Origin of the sequence: Pseudoalteromonas sp. MQS005, from assembly GCF_001661605.1 — a bacterium.
In the GTDB taxonomy this organism is placed as follows: Bacteria; Pseudomonadota; Gammaproteobacteria; order Enterobacterales; family Alteromonadaceae; genus Pseudoalteromonas; species Pseudoalteromonas tetraodonis.
This window is the reverse complement of sequence record NZ_LYRQ01000031.1, coordinates 1-17,887: the sequence shown is the minus strand read 5'-3', so window position 1 is coordinate 17,887 and position 17,887 is coordinate 1. Positions and strand designations below refer to the sequence as shown.

Annotated in this window: 14 protein-coding genes, 3 tRNA genes and 1 rRNA gene; 7 read left to right on the top strand and 11 right to left on the bottom strand. The window is 41.0% G+C overall.

The features are described 5' to 3' along the window. Positions 1-31 precede the first annotated feature (31 nt). Together A9479_RS11865 and A9479_RS11860 are read left to right on the top strand one after the other, a co-directional pair. Positions 32-2,524 carry a S9 family peptidase gene (locus A9479_RS11865; RefSeq protein WP_064663521.1) on the top strand — a complete coding sequence of 831 codons (2,493 nt, stop codon included), beginning with the start codon at positions 32-34 and terminating at the stop codon, positions 2,522-2,524. A 165-nt stretch (positions 2,525-2,689) separates the two neighbouring features. Next, on the top strand, positions 2,690-3,394 hold the full coding sequence (locus tag A9479_RS11860; RefSeq protein WP_013463763.1) for a response regulator transcription factor: 705 nt from the start codon (positions 2,690-2,692) through the stop codon (positions 3,392-3,394). Here the strand turns inward: A9479_RS11860 and A9479_RS11855 are convergent. The 7 genes from A9479_RS11855 to nudE form a co-directional block, all read right to left on the bottom strand. Next, entirely contained in the window at positions 3,391-4,902 is a 1,512-nt protein-coding gene (locus tag A9479_RS11855; RefSeq protein ID WP_036980878.1) for a YifB family Mg chelatase-like AAA ATPase, read from the bottom strand. The genes A9479_RS11860 and A9479_RS11855 overlap by 4 nt on opposite strands. Positions 4,903-4,936: 34 nt before the next feature. Beyond that, on the bottom strand, positions 4,937-5,551 hold the full coding sequence (locus tag A9479_RS11850) for a trimeric intracellular cation channel family protein (RefSeq protein WP_024601286.1): 615 nt from the start codon (positions 5,549-5,551) through the stop codon (positions 4,937-4,939). A 753-nt stretch (positions 5,552-6,304) separates the two neighbouring features. Next, positions 6,305-6,381: transfer RNA gene (locus A9479_RS11845), tRNA-Met, on the bottom strand. A gap of 60 nt (positions 6,382-6,441) precedes the next feature. After that, positions 6,442-6,518 (bottom strand) — tRNA-Met (locus A9479_RS11840). Between the two features lie 82 nt (positions 6,519-6,600). Further along, positions 6,601-6,677 (bottom strand) — tRNA-Met (locus A9479_RS11835). 141 nt (positions 6,678-6,818) lie between these two features. Then, entirely contained in the window at positions 6,819-7,616 is a 798-nt protein-coding gene (gene cysQ, locus A9479_RS11830) for a 3'(2'),5'-bisphosphate nucleotidase CysQ (protein ID WP_013463760.1), read from the bottom strand. Then, complete coding sequence (gene nudE / locus A9479_RS11825; RefSeq protein WP_024601288.1) at positions 7,609-8,181, bottom strand: ADP compounds hydrolase NudE; 573 nt, start codon at positions 8,179-8,181, stop codon at positions 7,609-7,611. The genes cysQ and nudE overlap by 8 nt, the downstream gene beginning before the upstream one ends. Positions 8,182-8,467: 286 nt before the next feature. On the opposite strand from nudE, the gene yrfG reads away from it, so the two are divergent. Further along, positions 8,468-9,115, top strand: a complete 648-nt coding sequence (yrfG, locus tag A9479_RS11820) for a GMP/IMP nucleotidase (protein ID WP_064663520.1) — start codon at positions 8,468-8,470, stop codon at positions 9,113-9,115. Between the two features lie 267 nt (positions 9,116-9,382). On the opposite strand, the gene A9479_RS11815 is transcribed toward yrfG, so the two are convergent. From A9479_RS11815 to A9479_RS11805, 3 genes are all read right to left on the bottom strand, one after another. After that, positions 9,383-10,009 (bottom strand): dUTP diphosphatase, encoded by a 627-nt coding sequence (locus tag A9479_RS11815; RefSeq protein WP_064663519.1) that lies wholly within the window; start codon positions 10,007-10,009, stop codon positions 9,383-9,385. 52 nt (positions 10,010-10,061) lie between these two features. Next, positions 10,062-10,430: a YacL family protein gene (locus tag A9479_RS11810; protein WP_013463756.1), complete on the bottom strand. Its 369-nt coding sequence runs from the start codon at positions 10,428-10,430 to the stop codon at positions 10,062-10,064. A gap of 112 nt (positions 10,431-10,542) precedes the next feature. Further along, on the bottom strand, positions 10,543-10,767 hold the full coding sequence (locus A9479_RS11805; RefSeq protein ID WP_013463755.1) for a hypothetical protein: 225 nt from the start codon (positions 10,765-10,767) through the stop codon (positions 10,543-10,545). A 315-nt stretch (positions 10,768-11,082) separates the two neighbouring features. On the opposite strand from A9479_RS11805, the gene uvrD reads away from it, so the two are divergent. From uvrD to A9479_RS11785, 4 genes are read left to right on the top strand one after another with little or no spacing between them, the layout of a single operon-like run. Further along, positions 11,083-13,248, top strand: coding sequence for a DNA helicase II (gene uvrD / locus A9479_RS11800; protein ID WP_064663518.1), 2,166 nt, complete (start codon positions 11,083-11,085; stop codon positions 13,246-13,248). Further along, positions 13,226-15,316: a GNAT family N-acetyltransferase gene (locus tag A9479_RS11795; protein WP_064663517.1), complete on the top strand. Its 2,091-nt coding sequence runs from the start codon at positions 13,226-13,228 to the stop codon at positions 15,314-15,316. Before uvrD ends, A9479_RS11795 begins: the two co-directional genes overlap by 23 nt. After that, the gene (locus A9479_RS11790; protein WP_064663516.1) at positions 15,285-16,409 is read left to right on the top strand and encodes an ABC transporter substrate-binding protein; all 1,125 of its coding nucleotides are present in this window, start codon (positions 15,285-15,287) and stop codon (positions 16,407-16,409) included. Before A9479_RS11795 ends, A9479_RS11790 begins: the two co-directional genes overlap by 32 nt. Before the next feature lie 56 nt (positions 16,410-16,465). Then, entirely contained in the window at positions 16,466-17,323 is an 858-nt protein-coding gene (locus A9479_RS11785; RefSeq protein ID WP_058153989.1) for a chemotaxis protein, read from the top strand. Positions 17,324-17,640: 317 nt separating this feature from the next. Here the strand turns inward: A9479_RS11785 and rrf are convergent. Then, positions 17,641-17,755 (bottom strand): 5S ribosomal RNA (gene rrf / locus A9479_RS11780). Between the last annotated feature and the right edge of the window lie 132 nt (positions 17,756-17,887).

Below are 17,887 nucleotides of genomic sequence, written 5' to 3'. Positions count from 1 at the left end.
GGCCAAATCTCCAATAATAATAGGCATAGCAATGAATTTAAGCGCACCTTGGCATCGTTACGCAAAACGTTTTACTCACTTGGCAGCCCTACTCACATTAAGTAGTTTGAGTTTAACGGCATTAGCTGCCCCACTCGATCAATCAAAAATTCAGTTTATCGGGCCTCTTGCAGAAGACATGCAAGCAAAGCCATTTCAAACACCGCATGGCGACGTGATTATCAATAATCTGCTTGCACAACTTGAATCAAATAAAGAAAGCTTTGTTGTGTTTGGTAAAAAGCATAAGTGGCAACCACTTGATAAAATTAACGCGCTTACTTTAGGCGGTTTACAAGCACTTAAATTTAATATTGAAACTAACCGATTTACTCAAGGCTCCTTAAACATTAAAGGAATAGAGCAAGGCCAGGTTTTTATTAACGGTGAGAAACAAAGTGGTGAAAACCAACGCTATCAGCTTGCTTTAAATAACGGCTCACACACCGTTATTGTCATTGCTCAACAGGTTACTAATTGGAATGATGTCACCTTAGAGTTTGTGCCAAAAGCAGAAACTGACGCCGTGACCCTAACGACAAATAAAACCAAGCGCTTATCGGCTAAGCAATTGTTTGACGCCCCAACTATTAGCGGCTTGTCTTTGTCACCTGATGCTAAGCATTACTTAAGTACAACAAAGCGTTACAGCGATAAAACAGGCAACGACGCCATTACCACAACCGAGCTTAAAAATACTAATAACCAAACGGTATACCGATTTGAAGAAGCGCAGCCTAGCCAATTCACTTGGAGTCCTGATAATCAATTTTTAGTCTATTTACTCAACGGCGAATTAAAGCAGTTAAACCGTAAAACTTTCGCTATAAAAACCTTAGCCTCAGGCCTTGAGGGGGCAAGCAACTTTAGCTATTACAACGATAATAGTATTCTTTTTAGCTGGTCCAAATCACCTGAAGAAACCAATAGCCTCACTAAACATCATAAAGGCTTGCAAGACCGTTGGTCTTACGCCCGTACGGTTAGCCAATTATATTTACTCGATACCCACAGTGGTTTAACCAAAGCCCTGACCGAAGGCGTATTAAGCCATCAACTTGAAGATGCTAATAGCAACCGTGGAAAACTATTAATAAGTCGTCCAGTAATGGCCATGCAAGCCTCAACCCATCCAGAGACTGAGCTGGTTGAACTTACATTAAAATCCAACAGCATAAAATCGTTAGGTAAGTTTAAAACCTTTAATCAAGCGAAATATACCGCAAACAATATTTATGTTGTTGCAGGCCCTGATTTTAAAAATGGCGCAGGCAGAGTACTACCGCAAACCATGCTGGCGAATAATTATGATGGCCAGCTGTATTTACTAACCGATAACGCTAAAAAAGTAACGGCGTTAAGTAAACAGTTTGACCCTGCGATTGGCACATTGGAAGTACTAAGCAATGGCGATGCGTTAATCAAAGTGACAGAAAAAGACACCCAACCACTGTATTTATATGATCTGAGTAAACAACGCTTTAAAAAGTTAGATACAGGGTTTGATATTGTAGAACAGTTTAGTTTTTCAAATACTCGCAATACCCAGCTACTGCTCTCTGGCAGTAATGCTTCAAGCGCCCAACAACTCAAGCGCTTTGACGTAAGCAAAAATAAGGTGGAGTTAATCTGGGATTCAAACCCGATTGCATATGCCAATACCACGATTCCTAAGCTTGAAGAATTTAACTTTACCAATAAGCGTGGCGTAGAAATATCTGGTCGTGTTTATCTGCCAAGTAATATTGATAAAACTAAAAAGCACCCAGCTCTGGTTTATTACTATGGTGGCACCTCACCTGTGACTCGTGGATTTACAGGGCGTTACCCTTTTAATTTATGGGCAGCAAACGGCTATGTGGTTTATGTGGTACAGCCAACTGGTGCAACGGGCTTTGGACAAACCTTTTCAGCGCAACATGTCAATGCGTGGGGCGATTATACCGCCGATGACATTATGCAAGGCACAGAGGCATTTTTAGCTAAATATGATTTTGTAGACAGAAGTAAAGTCGGCAATTTAGGGGCATCTTACGGTGGGTTTATGACGATGCTGCTTGCTACTAAAACCGATATGTTCAGCGCGTCTATTGCTCATGCGGGAATTTCAAACTTAACTTCTTACTGGGGTGAAGGATGGTGGGGATATTTATACTCAGGCGAAGCCTCTAAAAATAGTTTCCCGTGGAATAACTCTGAACTTTATAGCCAACATAGCCCAGTGTTTCATGCCGATAAAGTGACCACGCCATTACTGCTTATTCATGGTGACAGCGATACGAATGTGCCAGTAGGTGAAAGCTTAACTATGTACACCGCGCTAAAACTGCTAAATAAAGATGTTGAAATGATTGAGTACAAAGGAGCCGATCATCAAATATTTGCTCGCGATAAGCGCTTTAATTGGTGGAACACCATGTTGGCTTACTTTGATAAAAAGTTAAAAAATGAACCACAATGGTGGGATTCAATGTACGGCCAGTAGTCATTTAAATGCGCACTTAAAATAATTTATAAAAAGTGCGCAATACAAAGGTAATTTCATTATTCTTTTTTGTAATATAAAGTTACCGAAAAAAATTAAACTCTGTGTTATGCATGTAACGAATAATGCTAACATGCAAGGCTACTATTAAAAAAATAACAGACTATGGCAATTAATGTTTTATTGGTTGAAGATGACGAGCTGCTAGTAAAGCGCATCCAAAATCATTTTATAAATACCGAGTTCTCTATTGACGTTGACGCAACGGGTGCCGATGCTTTAAGCATGGTCAAAAGCCGTGTAAATCAGCGCAGTGCTATTTCCTTGGCAATTATTGATATTGTGCTGCCAAAGCGCAATGGTTTACAACTTGCCAAAGAGTTAAATACGCTCACCGATATTGGTGTTATTTTGTTATCAAGTCGTGACTCACAAGCTGATCGTATTGCTGGTCTTGCTCAAGGTGCCGATGACTATATTTGCAAGCCTGTCGATTTACTCGAGCTTGAGTTGAGAATGCGCGCTTTATACAAACGTATTGCAAACAATCAACACGACGATGACAGTGAAGAGTTTATCGAATACGCTGATTTTAAACTCCATCCAGATAACCGCACACTCATTACAGCCAGTGGGATTGAATCACGGCTCACCGAAGCAGAGCATAAAGTGCTTATTTGTTTAATCGGCAATGCCGGTAAAGCCACTTCACGTGAAAAAATATCAGAAGAAATTGGCCAGCCTGATTGGAGCCCCAACGATCGTACCGTAGACGTGTTAGTGGGTCGTTTACGTAAAAAGCTTAACGATGAGAAAGATCAAAAACGCATCGTCACCGTGCGTGGTAAAGGCTATATGCTATCTATTTAGTATTGGGTTAACTGCGATAATAAACGCTCAAATGCCCGATAATTAAGCGCTTCTTTAAGCTCATTTAAACTAATTTGTGGCGCGCCCTTTAAATCACTAATGGTACGCGCTACTTTTATCACTCTATGATAAGAGCGCGGCGATAACGCCAGCTTTTCACTGGCTCTAGCTAAAAACTGTAGCTCCGCAGCGGGTAACTCGCAGTATAAGCTCATTTCTTTGTTATTTAGCCGCGCATTCACTTTACCTTGGCGTTTTAATTGTATTGCATAAGCCGCTTCTACTCGCGCTCTCACTTCAGCACTGGTTTCTTCTGCAGTCGTACTTTGTAGCTCCACACTGCTTAGTCTAGGGAGCTCAATTTGCAAATCAATTCTATCGATAAACGGTCCTGATACCCGCGATAAATAACGCATCACTTGATCAGGGGTCGCCCGTTTATCATGATGGCACCCTGTCGGGCTGGGATTAAGTGCTGCAATAAGCTGAAACTGTGCCGGAAATTCCATTTGTCTTGCCGCGCGCGAAATCGTCACGGTTCCGGTTTCCATTGGTTCTCGTAACGAGTCCAGTACTTTGCGCTCAAATTCAGGCAGCTCATCTAAAAATAATACGCCATTGTGCGCTAACGATATTTCACCGGGTTTAGGGTTAGACGAACCGCCTACCAGCGCAACTGCAGAGCAAGTGTGATGAGGATTTCGAAATGGTCGCTGACGCCAGTTGGTTAAATCGATTGAGTGGCCAATAATGGAATACAAAGCGGCAGTATCAATGGCTTCATCATCTGACATGGTTGGCATTATTGTAGACATTCGTTGCGCAAGCATTGATTTGCCGGTTCCTGGTGGCCCTAAAAATAGTAGGTTATGTCCACCTGCGGCAGCAATTTCTAGTACTCGTTTAGCACCGGGTTGGCCTTTTACATCACTTAAATCGAGTAAAAAATCTGGCGCTTGGGTACAGTCAGGGTAGGTAATATTCAATGGTAAAGGTTGTTGGTTGAGTAAGTCTCCCCACACTTCTTGTATAGAGCTTACCGCTTTTCGTTTTACACCGCTGACAAGGCTGGCCAAACTATCGTTTTCAAGAGGAAGAAAGCAACAACGGTTTTGCTCTTTAGCCCCGAGCACTGAGGGTAAAATAGCATTCACTGCACGTATTTCACCATTAAGTGCAAGCTCACCATAAAACTCATACTTATGAATATCAGGGCAGACTATTTGCCCCGATGCGACCAAAATGCCTACCGCAATCGCAAGGTCAAACCGCCCGCCGTCTTTTGGTAAATCGGCAGGTGCTAAATTAACGGTGATACGTTGATCGGGAAATCCAAATTGAGAGTTTTCAAGGGCGCTGCGTACTCTATCCTTGGCCTCTTTAACCGATGCTTCGGGTAAGCCGACAATATGAAATGCAGGTAAACCATTCCCTAAATGCACTTCAACCATAACCTCGGGGGCATTAATTCCTACTTGTGCGCGAGAAAATATACGGGCTAACGACATTCCTTATCCTAGTTAACTGCTGTATTAAACCAGTTTAGTCAGGATATTTAAAAACATGTAATATAATCTTCCATTTAATGGCCGAAAAGCGCAGCAATAAGGTCATTAACATACTCAAGATCATCGCCACTTCCACCGTTAAAGATAGGTTTATAGCTAAGGTATACACAATACCACCAGCAATACAGGTAATAGCATAGAGCTCACCTTTGAGGAGCATAGGAATATCGCGGGCAAGCACATCGCGAATCAATCCACCAAAACAGGGGGTGATCACCGCCATAATAATAACCGTCATATCAGGCATACCGGCCAATTGCGCTTTTTGTGCTCCCATTACCGCAAAAAAGGCTAAACCAAATGCATCGGCTGTTTGTAAAACATAATAAGGAATCGATTTTTGTTTATTGATCAGTCGTGTTGTAACAAGCACTGCGGCTAAAATAGCATAGAAGTAGCTTTGATCGTGTAACCAAAACACGGGTTGATCGAGTATCACATCGCGAACAGTACCGCCGCCAATAGCCGTAACGGTTGCAAGCACAACCACACCAAAGCCATCCATTTTCTTTTCATAGGCAACCAAGGTGCCCGATATAGCAAATACCGCTACGCCAATTAAATCAAACCAGTGATAAAGTTCAGTCATAATTTTGATTACAAAAAGTTTTAAAGAGTTTAACGCATAGCATACTAAATATTCACCAATAACACTTTCAAAAAGTAGAATTAGAAAAGAACAGCAGAAATACGTGTTAAAAATAGCGTGAGGGAATATGAATTTTAGGCATAAAAAAACACGCTTTAGGCGTGTCGATTTAATAAAACATGTTATTTCAGTGGTTGCGGGAGCCGAATTTGAACCAACGACCTTTGCTGGCTAATGGAGAGCTGAGTCCGACGCGCTTTTAGACGCACTGAATTACAGGCATAAAAAAACACGCTTTAGCGTGTCGATTTAATAAAACATGTTATTTCAGTGGTTGCGGGAGCCGGATTTGAACCGACAACCTTTGCTGGCTAATGGAGAGCTGAGACCGACGAGCTACCCATTTCACTGAATTTTAGGCATAAAAAAACACGCTTTAGCGTGTCGATTTAATAAAAACATGTTATTTCAGTGGTTGCGGGAGCCGGATTTGAACCAACAACCTTTGCTGGCTAATGGAGAGCTGAGTCCGACGCGCTTTTAGACGCACTGAATTTTAGGCATAAAAAAACACGCTTTAGCGTGTCGATTTAATAAAACATGTTATTTCAGTGGTTGCGGGAGCCGGATTTGAACCAACGACCTTTGCTGGCTAATGGAGAGCTGAGTCCGACGCGCTTTTAGACGCACTGAATTTTAGGCATAAAAAAACACGCTTTAGGCGTGTTGCTTTACTATAACTGTTTATTTCAGTGGTTGCGGGAGCCGGATTTGAACCAACGACCTTCGGGTTATGAGCCCGACGAGCTACCAGACTGCTCCATCCCGCGCCTGAAATTGCAGATTTATTTATAGTTGCTTACATTACAACTTGGCTTCCAATGAAAAATTGGTTGCGGGAGCCGGATTTGAACCGACGACCTTCGGGTTATGAGCCCGACGAGCTACCAGGCTGCTCCATCCCGCGCCTGTATATTTTAAGTCTATCGACTACTTAATTTAATCTCTTAAGTTAGAGTTTACAGTAACCTCAAACCTCTAGAGGAAATTGGTTGCGGGAGCCGGATTTGAACCGACGACCTTCGGGTTATGAGCCCGACGAGCTACCAGGCTGCTCCATCCCGCGCCTGTAATTTCTTTGTAACAGTATCGTGTTATTCACAAGCCTGTTTCGAAGAGAGCGCTATAATATAGGAATAAACCTATAATGCAAGGTTTTACTAATTAAAAACGTTTAAGTGAACAAAAACCCATCAAACGGCGGTTATTACACTAATCGCTGATGTGGGTTTATCATTTTTTGCCACTCCCAATCGGGATGACCCATAACAATAAAGTCTGGGTTTTCTGTGCTTTCCCTTTGGTTATAGGTCAAAGGGTTAAACTCAGCATCGGTAATACACCCCCCCGCCTCTTCAACTATTACTTGTGATGCGCCAGTGTCCCATTCACCAGTGGGACCAATTCTTAAAAAGCAGTCAGCTTTACCTTCAGCAACAATACAAGCTTTAAGCGAACATGAGCCTAAAGCCACCGTTGCAAATTGCGCATTTAAATACTGACTCACGGCTTCTATTTTTTGGCGGCGACTTACAGCCAAAGTTAAACTTTCGGGAGGCGCTACAAATATTTGTTTATCATGCTCGCCTTTACGCTTAAACGCCCCATTATTAGCGGTAGCAAAATAGGTCACGTCTTTTGCTGGCCAATGAATCACTCCCAATACAGGATGATTATTTTCTATCAGCGCAATATTAACGGCAAAGTCGCCGCTTTCTAATATAAATTCACCGGTGCCATCCATCGGATCAAGCAGCCAATAGCGTTGCCAGTGCTGCCTGTCTTCCAATGCTGGGATCGGCGTCTCTTCTGACATAATAGGAATATCGGGAGCTAGCGCTTTTAAGCCAGCAACAAGTACATCGTTTGCGGCTAAATCTGCTTTAGTAACTGGCGTATTGTCTGATTTTTCTTGTTGACCAATATCATCTTTTTTATAAATAGCCATAATTGCATCACCTGCACTTTGGGCAAGTGTTATGCATGGTTCAAGTAATTTATCCATTAGTCGCTCCTGAGGCTAAGTACTTATCTAATAATAGCAGAGCGGCAACACTACGTGCTTCAGTAAAGTCAGGTTGTTCTAATAGCGACTGCCACTGCGCAAGTGGCCATTTAACAAGCACTAATGGCTCTGGCTCATCACCTAATAGGGTTTCAGGGTATAAATCTTTAGCAAAGAGAATATGCATAGTGGCATTGAAATAACTAGGCGCCATAGTGACCGTTTTAAGTGCTTCAAAGTATTCTGCACCAAAGCCAATTTCTTCTTTGAGCTCTCGGTTTGCCGCTTGCTCAGGTGTTTCACCGGGGTCAATTAATCCTTTAGGGAAACCTAACTGATAGTCATTGGTGCCGGCGCAATACTCTCGAACGAGTAGTAGTTCGTTTTCAGCTGTGATGGGGACAATCATAACGGCTCCACGGCCACCGCCGCGAATTCGTTCATACTGACGCTCTTCGTCATTTGAAAATTTTAGTTCTAAAGACTCCACAGTAAATAAGCGACTTTTAGCGACAACATTATTACTGAGAATTTGTGGTGGTGTTGGGTGCTTTTTCTGTGTCATGGGCATCAATTTGCTATCATTGCAGTTATACTAATCATATACCCAAATGAGTATAAGATGCGAGTTTCAGTTTGAATTAAAAGCAATTTAAATGCAGAATTAATCATAAAATATCTTACCCGTAGTTAAGGTTAAATATTTACCTGGCGTTATTGAATTCGCCCTTAATATTTCATCATTGGGTATATGTTTTTATAGTTCAATTAACAGAGCCCATTATATTTCGCTTACAAGCATTTCATCGCAACGTAATCATTTAACGCCTCAATTTCCACAAGGATATATCATGCTCAATTGGTCAAAAATCGATACTGTATTACTCGACATGGACGGGACTTTACTTGATTTACATTACGACACTGACTTTTGGCTCAATGTTGTTCCACAACAACATGCTCTGGCTCAAAATATCAGTTTTGAGGCAGCCCGCGCAGATATCTTAAAACGCTATCAGGCTGTGAGTGGCAAAATTCAGTGGTACTGCTCTGACTATTGGGAAGCACAGCTAAACTTACCTATTCTCGAACTAAAGCGCCAATCTGCACATTTAATTAAAATACGTGAAGATGTTCCGCATTTTTTAACTGAACTTCGACGTGCAGGTAAAGAACTCATTTTACTTACCAATGCTCATCCAGAATGCGTAATGCTTAAATTTGAACATACCGCCATTGATAACTACTTAGACGGGGTGGTGTCAACGCATGAATATGGGGTAAGTAAGGAGCAACAAAGTTTGTGGCATAAGGTTCAAGGGGATTTAGGGTTTGATAAAAGCCGCACATTATTTGTAGATGACAGCTTACCGGTATTAAATGCCGCTCGAGAATACGGCATTGAGCATTTACTTGCGGTTGCTAACCCGAATAGCCAGCAACCACATAACGATATAACCGATTACTTAAGCGTAACCGATTACCGTAAGCTTATTTAGGGTCTGTTGATCTTTCAAGGTTAAATTTGCAGCAGTCTGTTTGGTATTTAGGCAAGGCAGAGCCTATGTGGTGTGGTTATTCCCCATAAATAGGCGATAACGCAGCATCAATGCCAAACAGGCGCTGCCCGAAGGGTTCTGCCTAGGGGCGATTTACTCTTAGTTGCTCGGTTTTTACTTAGCCCACTAGGTTACAAACCTCGCGTCGCGATTAAACCGCCCCTAGTTTGAACAAATTGTAATCCGCAAAGGTCAACAGACCCTGGCTTATTCGCCCTGAGGGTAACGCGCTACTAAGCCTTGATATACCTGTTTTGCAAAATCTGCATGCTCAGTATCAAGGCTTTTAACTACTTCAACTAAGTGTTCGTTATCTTCTTTGCCATGCCACACTTTAATGTAGCTACCCTCTTTGTAACCATGATCCTGACGGAAGAAGTTCAGCGTATTTTTACCCACATAGCCACGATATAAATCATCAATATCCATACCGATTTGTGCCATACAACCGGCAAAAGCAGCCGCGTTAAAAGTTTTATTGGCAACCGCACTGGCCGCTAATAATTCAAGCGTTTGTTTAAAATCATCGCCTTGCTGTGGGGCGCTCATTTGAGTTTGTAGCTGTGTTGCTATTTGCTCATAACTGGTCTTACCGTCGATACGTAGCGATAAACCAAAATGAAAAATATCAACCAGCTCTAAAATCACTTGCTCAGTATCTGGGGTTTGCTTTTTCCACCATTTCCAACCGTAATGGTCCAGCATTTCTGCACATTCAACCCAAATAGCTCTATACCATTCAAAGCCTTGACTAAACCATTGCTCATGTACTTTGGTATTCATGGCATTTTGCATTTCTAGCATAACAACTAGTTTGTTTAAATTCGCAGACATATTGGTTCCACTGTTGGATTTATAATTAGGGTAATAATACAGATAATATAACTTAACGACCAGCCGAAAACTCATGCCACGAGTTGATCAGGTCAACAAAGTCTTCAAAACCACAACCACTGCTTAAATCATTCTCTTCAAGCATGAGTTCGTCATCTTGGTAGGCTAATATATCTTCGTTATCTTGATGCAGCGCATGCGCTTCGAATAATGCTTCATCTTTAGATAGAATTAGGTCAATTTCTTGGCCTTTAAGTGTTACCGGCTCAAAGCTTGAACTCACCGAGCTAATAAGTGCCTGCACCATCGCCACTTTATCTTTGCCTATTTCTTCATTTAACCAACGGCCTATAATCGCGTGCTCGCTGCTAATTTTAATTCTTAACCCACTAATAGGATCGCGAATGAATTGGTATTCCATAACTTTATTCCAGTACTGCTAATGCAACAGATTATAACCTAATCAGCTATGAATAATGAAAGCCAGATACAAAAATAGCGCCATAAGGCGCTATTTAGCATCATCAATTTAGCTAACCGCCTGAGCGATAGCGTGCAGCATCAATAATTGCCCATAAATGGAATACGGCTCCAATTACGGCTGGAACCACTAAAAACCATAACGCATAGCCGCCAAAAACCAGAATTGCAAAAACAAGTGCCGCTAAAATACGGCCCTGCACCAACTGCCCTAAACCGGGGAAAAAAATATTACATAATGCTGCGATTACGTTACCGCCAGAACCTTGTTGAGACATACTAACCTCTGTAGTTTAATTAATTTTGTATTTGTACTTATTATTTATACTTACACACTTTATGCCAATTTATTAAGGCTTACAAATCATACAGTTAAATTATTACGAATTTATCAGTTTAGTATTTTTTGCCAAAAATAAGTCAAATTAGCAATTTTAAATAGCTATTTTAGTTACTTGCTCAGTTTATACTGTTAATTATTCAACAACTTAAATACGTATTTTATAAATAGCTGTTTATAAAAACAGTATTTTATTTAGCCTAACAAAAACACCTGTTATACTGCTCTCATTATTGATTAAAAAGGCGTAACGATGGACGTTTCAGAATTACTCGATGGCTTAAATGATAAACAACGCGATGCCGTTGCAGCGCCATTACAAAACATGCTGGTATTAGCAGGAGCAGGTTCAGGTAAAACTCGAGTATTGGTTCATCGTATTGCCTGGTTAATGCAAGTAGAGCAAGCCTCTGCCTACAGTATTTTTGCGGTAACCTTTACTAATAAAGCCGCTAAAGAAATGCGCTCGCGGGTTGAAGAAACATTAAAAGCCCCTGTAGGCGGTATGTGGATTGGTACTTTCCATGGTTTATCGCACCGAATTTTGCGTGCACATCACCGTGAAGCAAAGTTACCAGAAGCCTTTCAAATTTTAGACTCTGACGATCAGCTTCGTATGATCAAGCGCTTATTAAAATCGATGAATATTGATGATAAAAAATGGCCGGCAAAGCAGTTTGGTTGGTACATAAGCGCTAAAAAAGATGAAGCTCTGCGCCCTAAAGATATTCAAGCATACGATATTAACGAACAAATGATGCTGCGTGTTTACGCCGCCTATCAAGAAGCCTGTGATAGAGCGGGCCTAGTTGATTTTGCAGAAATATTACTACGTAGCTATGAGGTTCTTAAAAATAACCCAACCTTGCTGCGTCATTATCAGCAGCGCTTTGCGCACATGCTCGTAGACGAGTTTCAAGATACCAACACCATTCAATATGCGTGGTTAAAACTACTTGCGGGCGATACCAGCAGTATCATGATTGTAGGCGATGATGACCAAAGTATTTATGGTTGGCGCGGCGCGAAAATAGAAAACATTAAACGCTTTTTAACCGATTTTGACGCAGAGACGATTCGCCTTGAGCAAAACTATCGCTCTACTGCCACTATACTTAAAGCCTCAAACGCGTTAATTCAAAATAACTCCGAGCGAATGGGTAAAAGTTTATGGACCGACGGTAACGACGGTGAACCTATTTCTATTTATGCTGCTTTTAATGAGCTAGATGAAGCACGCTTTGTGAGTAGCAAATTACGTAGCTGGCTTAATGCTGGTAACGCACTACAAGATGCGGCTATTTTATATCGTAGTAATGCGCAATCGCGGGTACTTGAAGAAGCAATGCTACAAGAAGGTTTAAAATACCGAATTTATGGCGGTATGCGATTCTTCGAACGCCAAGAAATTAAAGATGCTCTTTCATACTTACGCTTAGTGGGTAACCGCCAAGATGATGCGGCATTTGAGCGTGTTATTAATACGCCCGCCCGCGGCATTGGCGATAAAACATTAAGCCATATACGTGACTGCGCTCGCGCTGAATCTTTGCCGCTTTGGTATGCTGCTAAAGCCATTGTAGAGCAACAGCATTTATCGGGTCGCGCTTCTGGAGCTGTTGCCAAGTTTGTTGAGTTAATTGAACATATTGAAGATAAAATTAGTGACTTAACGCTGCACGAGCAGGCTAAATATGCCATTCAAACCTCAGGGTTAATGGCAATGTATCAGGCTGAAAAAGGTGAAAAAGGCCGTGCTCGGGTTGAAAACTTAGAAGAATTAATTAGCGCCTGCGATCAATATGAACTCCCTGAAGAGGAAGAATTTAGTTCACCACTACAAGGCTTTTTAGCCTACACCTCGCTTGAATCAGGTGAAGGGCAAGCTGATGAACATGAAGATGCGGTACAAATGATGACTCTTCACTCAGCTAAAGGCTTAGAGTTTCCGCTGGTATTTATGGTCGGTGTTGAAGAGGGCATGTTCCCATCACAACAAAGTAATGAAGAAACGGGCCGTTTAGAAGAAGAACGCCGCCTTTGTTATGTAGGTATGACCCGTGCTATGGATAAACTGTATATAAGCCACGCAGAAAGCCGCCGTTTATATGGTCAAGAAAAATACCACAGCCCATCGCGTTTTTTACGTGAAATACCCGAAGACTGCGTAGAAGAAATTCGCATTAAAACCCAGGTTTCTCGCCCGCCAGCAGTTGGTCGCTTTAGTGCATCGGTTAGCCATGCCGCCTTTGAAGAAAGCGGGTTTAATTTAGGTCAACGGGTGCTACATGCAAAATTTGGCATTGGTACGGTGCTTAATTACGAAGGCAGTGGCGCACAATCGCGAGTACAAGTTAACTTTGACGACTTAGGTAGTAAGTGGTTAGTAACAGCTTATGCAAGACTACAAGCCGTTTAACCGCGTTATAGAGCATCTGCAACAGCAGCTAACGAATGCTAAACATCGTCAGTTACTGTTGCTTACAGGCGATAAAAATTGGTGTTATGAGCAATGCACTCAGCTGCTTGCTCAATTACAGCAACCCTCTTTTGTTCTTTCTAAAAACACAAATTTAGTTAATGCACATTGGCCAGAGCATACCCATCAAATTTTAGGGCAAGAGTGCGCCCATGCTGTTTATGATGGCTACAGTGGACTGGTGCCAGATAAACTAGCAGCCTTAGCGGGCGTAGTTCAAGCGGGTGGCTTTTTAATTGTATTACTTCCACCGCTCGAATCACTTGAACATTGGTGCGATCCTGCGCTGCCATTATTTCAATCATTTGGACAAGCGCATCAATACAGCTTTTTTAATCAACGTTTAAAGCACTTACTGAGCAGCGCCTCTTTATTACATTTTAATCAACAAGATGGCTGGGTTACTCTTGCCGACATTGATGCATCAGCAGGTACTATAGATTTTACCGAGCAACAACAATGTGTTGAATTAATAAAAAAAACCGCGCACGGACGGGCAAATAGACCATTATTGATTAATGCTGATCGGGGACGGGGTAAATCAGCGGCATTAGGGATTGCCGCAAGCGAGCTCAGCGATAAAAAAATCCTCATCAGCTCTATGCAATTTCGCGCATTGCACAGCAGCTTTAAACATTTAGCAAACGCACTTAATTTGGAGTATCAAGCAGGCAATAAATGCATTGCAAACATGCAATATATTGCACCTGATCAACTACTTAACGAACAGCCTGAGTGTGACTTGCTATTAATTGATGAAGCAGCAGCAATCCCTGTTCCAATGCTCATAAAACTACTCCACCTTTATCCTCGCGTGGTATTTTCAAGCACCATGGTTGGCTATGAAGGCAATGGTCGCGGCTATATTCTAAAGTTTACTCGCTACATTAAAACGCATTTTAAAAATATGCGCAGCATGACTCTTGAGCAGCCTATTCGCTTTGCAAAGCAGGACCCATTAGAGCTGCACATTCGCACGTTATTAGCCTTAGATGCTGAACATCACAGCGTCACCTTACACTCTACCCCTTTGCAATTTAAGCAATTACAGGCACATCAACTTGCTAGTAACGAGTCACTACTTTATCAAGTGATTGGGTTGCTAACGCTGGCACATTATCAAACCAGTGTGAATGATTTACGCCACTTACTAGACGCCACTAAACAACATGTATTTGTTTGCCAACAAGGTGATAATATTCTGGGTGTCTGTTTAATTGCGATTGAAGGTGGGTTTAATGCTGCCATGAGCAATGAAATAGCACAAGGAAAGCGTAGGCCTCAAGGTCACTTAATGGCACAAACGCTAGCACAATTGAGTTTTAATGCTGATGTTTTAAAACAACACTGCGCCCGCGTGGTGCGTATTGCCATTGATCCACAGCATCACAACAAAAAAATAGGCACACAGTTACTTAAATACTGTGAACAACAATTGCAGAGCGAGTGTCATTGGTTTGGTGCCAGCTTTGGTGGCAATGCGCAATTACTCAGTTTTTGGCAAAGTAATGGCTTTGATTTAGTTAAACTCGGTTTTCAAAAAGATAAGGCAACGGGCGAGCACAGTGCATTAGTTGTTAAAAGCTTAACTAAAAGTGACCAACTAGTAGAGCAATTAGTAGCACAGTTTGAAGCCGATTTCCCTTTGCAACTACTCGATCACTATAGTCAGCTTGATTATCAACTGGTCGCGAAAATTGTCTCTCATTTTAATACTCATACCGGCAGTATCACTGAGCAATCAAGATTAAAGTCTATGTTAACAAGTGACTACCAGCTTTTTAATATAAAACCATTACTCTGGCGACGTTTTTGGGCATTGCCGTATAGCTTGCCAACCGATGACGATAATTTCCAATATGTTTTTATTAGGCTAGTATTACAAAATTGGACACCGAAAAATATCCAAAGTCAGTTAGGTTTGAATGGCACAAAGTCATTTAATACATTATTTAAAAAGGCTGTAAATAATTGGTATGAGCGCATTTCGCATAATAGTAAACCTTAACATTGTCCTTATAGCATTAGTGCTTGGGCAAACTTTCGCGCATGCCGAGCAAACCAACGACAAAGTAATTAAGCTGGGCATGTCTACTGCACTGACTGGCCCTGCTAAAAATATTGGCCAACAGTTACATAAAGGTAGCAGCGTTTATTTTGACAAAGTTAATAACGCTGGGGGTATTAATGGCGCTAAGGTGCTACTTTTAGTTGCTGATGATCACTATGAACCCAAACAAACCGTTAATAATACTCGTGAGTTTATTTACACAAATAAAGTTGATGCCCTGTTTGGTGCAATGGGTACCCCAACCAGCCATGCAATTATACCTTTACTAGAGCAATCAAAAATTCCGTTCTTAATGCCTTTTAGCGGGGCGAGCTTTCTACGTGAAAAACCGTCAGTTAAAGCATTTAACTTAAGAGCAAGCTATAACGACGAAGCACAAGAACAAATCAAATACCTCGTTGAAGAGCATAAACATAGTAAAATAGGGCTGTTTATACAGGCTGACGAATTTGGCTTATATGTAGAATCAGGACTAAGAGAAGCGCTCGCTAAATATAACCTTACACCGGTAATAGTTGCTCGCTACAAACGCAATAGCCAAGATGTGGAGTCAGCACTTAATACCTTAAAATTAAGCGGAGTTACGGCAATCTGTTTAGTCGGCACTTATGAACCACTCTCTGAGTTTATTAATAGTGCCCAAAAGCAAGGGTTTAATCCTGAATATACTAGCGTTTCGTTTGTACCCAGCTTTGACTTATTTGATGAAGTAAACTCACCATCAAATATTATGGTAACTGAGATTGTTCCAAACCCACTAAATTGTAACGATAATTTTTGTACTGAGTTTTTAGCCGATATGCAAGCGAGCAACATTAAAAAACCGAGTCGTCTTCATTTTGAGGGTTATATTAACGCTATGGCATTTAGCAAAGCAGCGAAAAACTGTCAATTCCCCCTTCAGCAATCCTGCCTAATGAATGAGCTTAATTCTTTATTAGTAACCGATACACTTATCCAAAAGTTATTCATAAATACTGAAAACAACAATAAACGTAATGTTTATCGCTCTTATTATGTGAATAAATAAATACCTTGCAAATATTGTTCTATCCTTAGTATACAAACTTAGTATGTGAGGAAGCCATGGACTTAATTAATTTTAAAGTGGGTTATAAAACCATTTCACTTAAGATTCTTGATATCTTATTAACGGAACAATTTCATAATAACCTCACGGTGCTGCCTAACGATAACAAGAGCTTCCTAGGCGTTAAAGATTATATGGGGATCCCAACCCCAGTATTTGACTTAGGAATAATTTTAAATGGCGTATCTACCGAGCACAGTAACCGTGATGCGTTAAAGCAACTTAAATCTTGGCAAAAACAACTCATTGCTTGGTTTAATCAATTAGAGCAAGCGTTACTAAGTTCGCAAAATTCGTTAAATACGAGTCAATATGAGCTTGCTGACTTTGAACAATTTTATATGGAATTTAAAACCGATAACGACGAATTAAAAAGTACGATGTCACGCTTTAATGAGCCGTTTAAATCACTTTTACAAAAAGTAGAAGACGCTATTAAAGTACATAAACAAAAAAATAGTAAACAAGTACTCATACAACTTGAAATTGTAAAGCGCCATGAGCTGATCCAATTAGAGCGCTTATTTGAATCAGCCAAAGAGCAAATAACCTTAGACTATAAACCGATTATTGTTTTTACAACAAAAGATGGAATGACCCCGCATGTTGGCTTATTAGTTGATAAAGTAGAAGATAATATTGAATATAAACAAGAAGATATAAAACCTCTCGATAAGTTGACTGAAATAGGCTTTGATATTGATCCACAAACAAGAAATATGATGCATGGATTAATTAAGCTAGCCGACAAACACAGCGTACTTATTGATCCAAGCGCTATATTTAAACCCAAAGAGCTTCAAACCTCTAGCAACGCACAAGAGCAAGAGACTGAAGCCTATGGACTGTTCTAAGCTAATTATTTGTATAAACAATACTAACGAACAACAGTGCAGTTAGTGTGTTTTTGGCTATGAATATTTTTCTTTAACCTCAGGCCTTTCATCTAATTTTGGAACGTTTAAAAAAGCCCGACTCAGTGAGTCGGGCTTTCTAAATTTGGAGCCATGGTGCGCTACTTCGTAGCAACAACGCAGTAGAATATCGTGGTGTCAGCTCTGATCAACTCTCTTCCTTTAACCTAATACCTTTCACCTCGAACCTGCATTTTCACTTTCCTGCAGACGTAAAAAACCCGTCACATCGCTGTAACGGGTTTCTCTTATTTGGAGCCTGGTAATGTCCTACTTTCACATAGCAAATGCTACACTATCATCGGCGCTGTTTCGTTTCACTGCTGAGTTCGGCATGGGGTCAGGTGGGTCCAAAACGCTATTGTCACCAAGCAAATTTGGTGCAAGTTCGATTTAATCGAGCTTACTAAAATTTGGAATTCTGATAATAAAGTCTTCAAGTATCTACTTTAGTCTATTAACTTCTTGCTTAAACTGTCGCATAAAACGCGTTTGGCGTTGTAT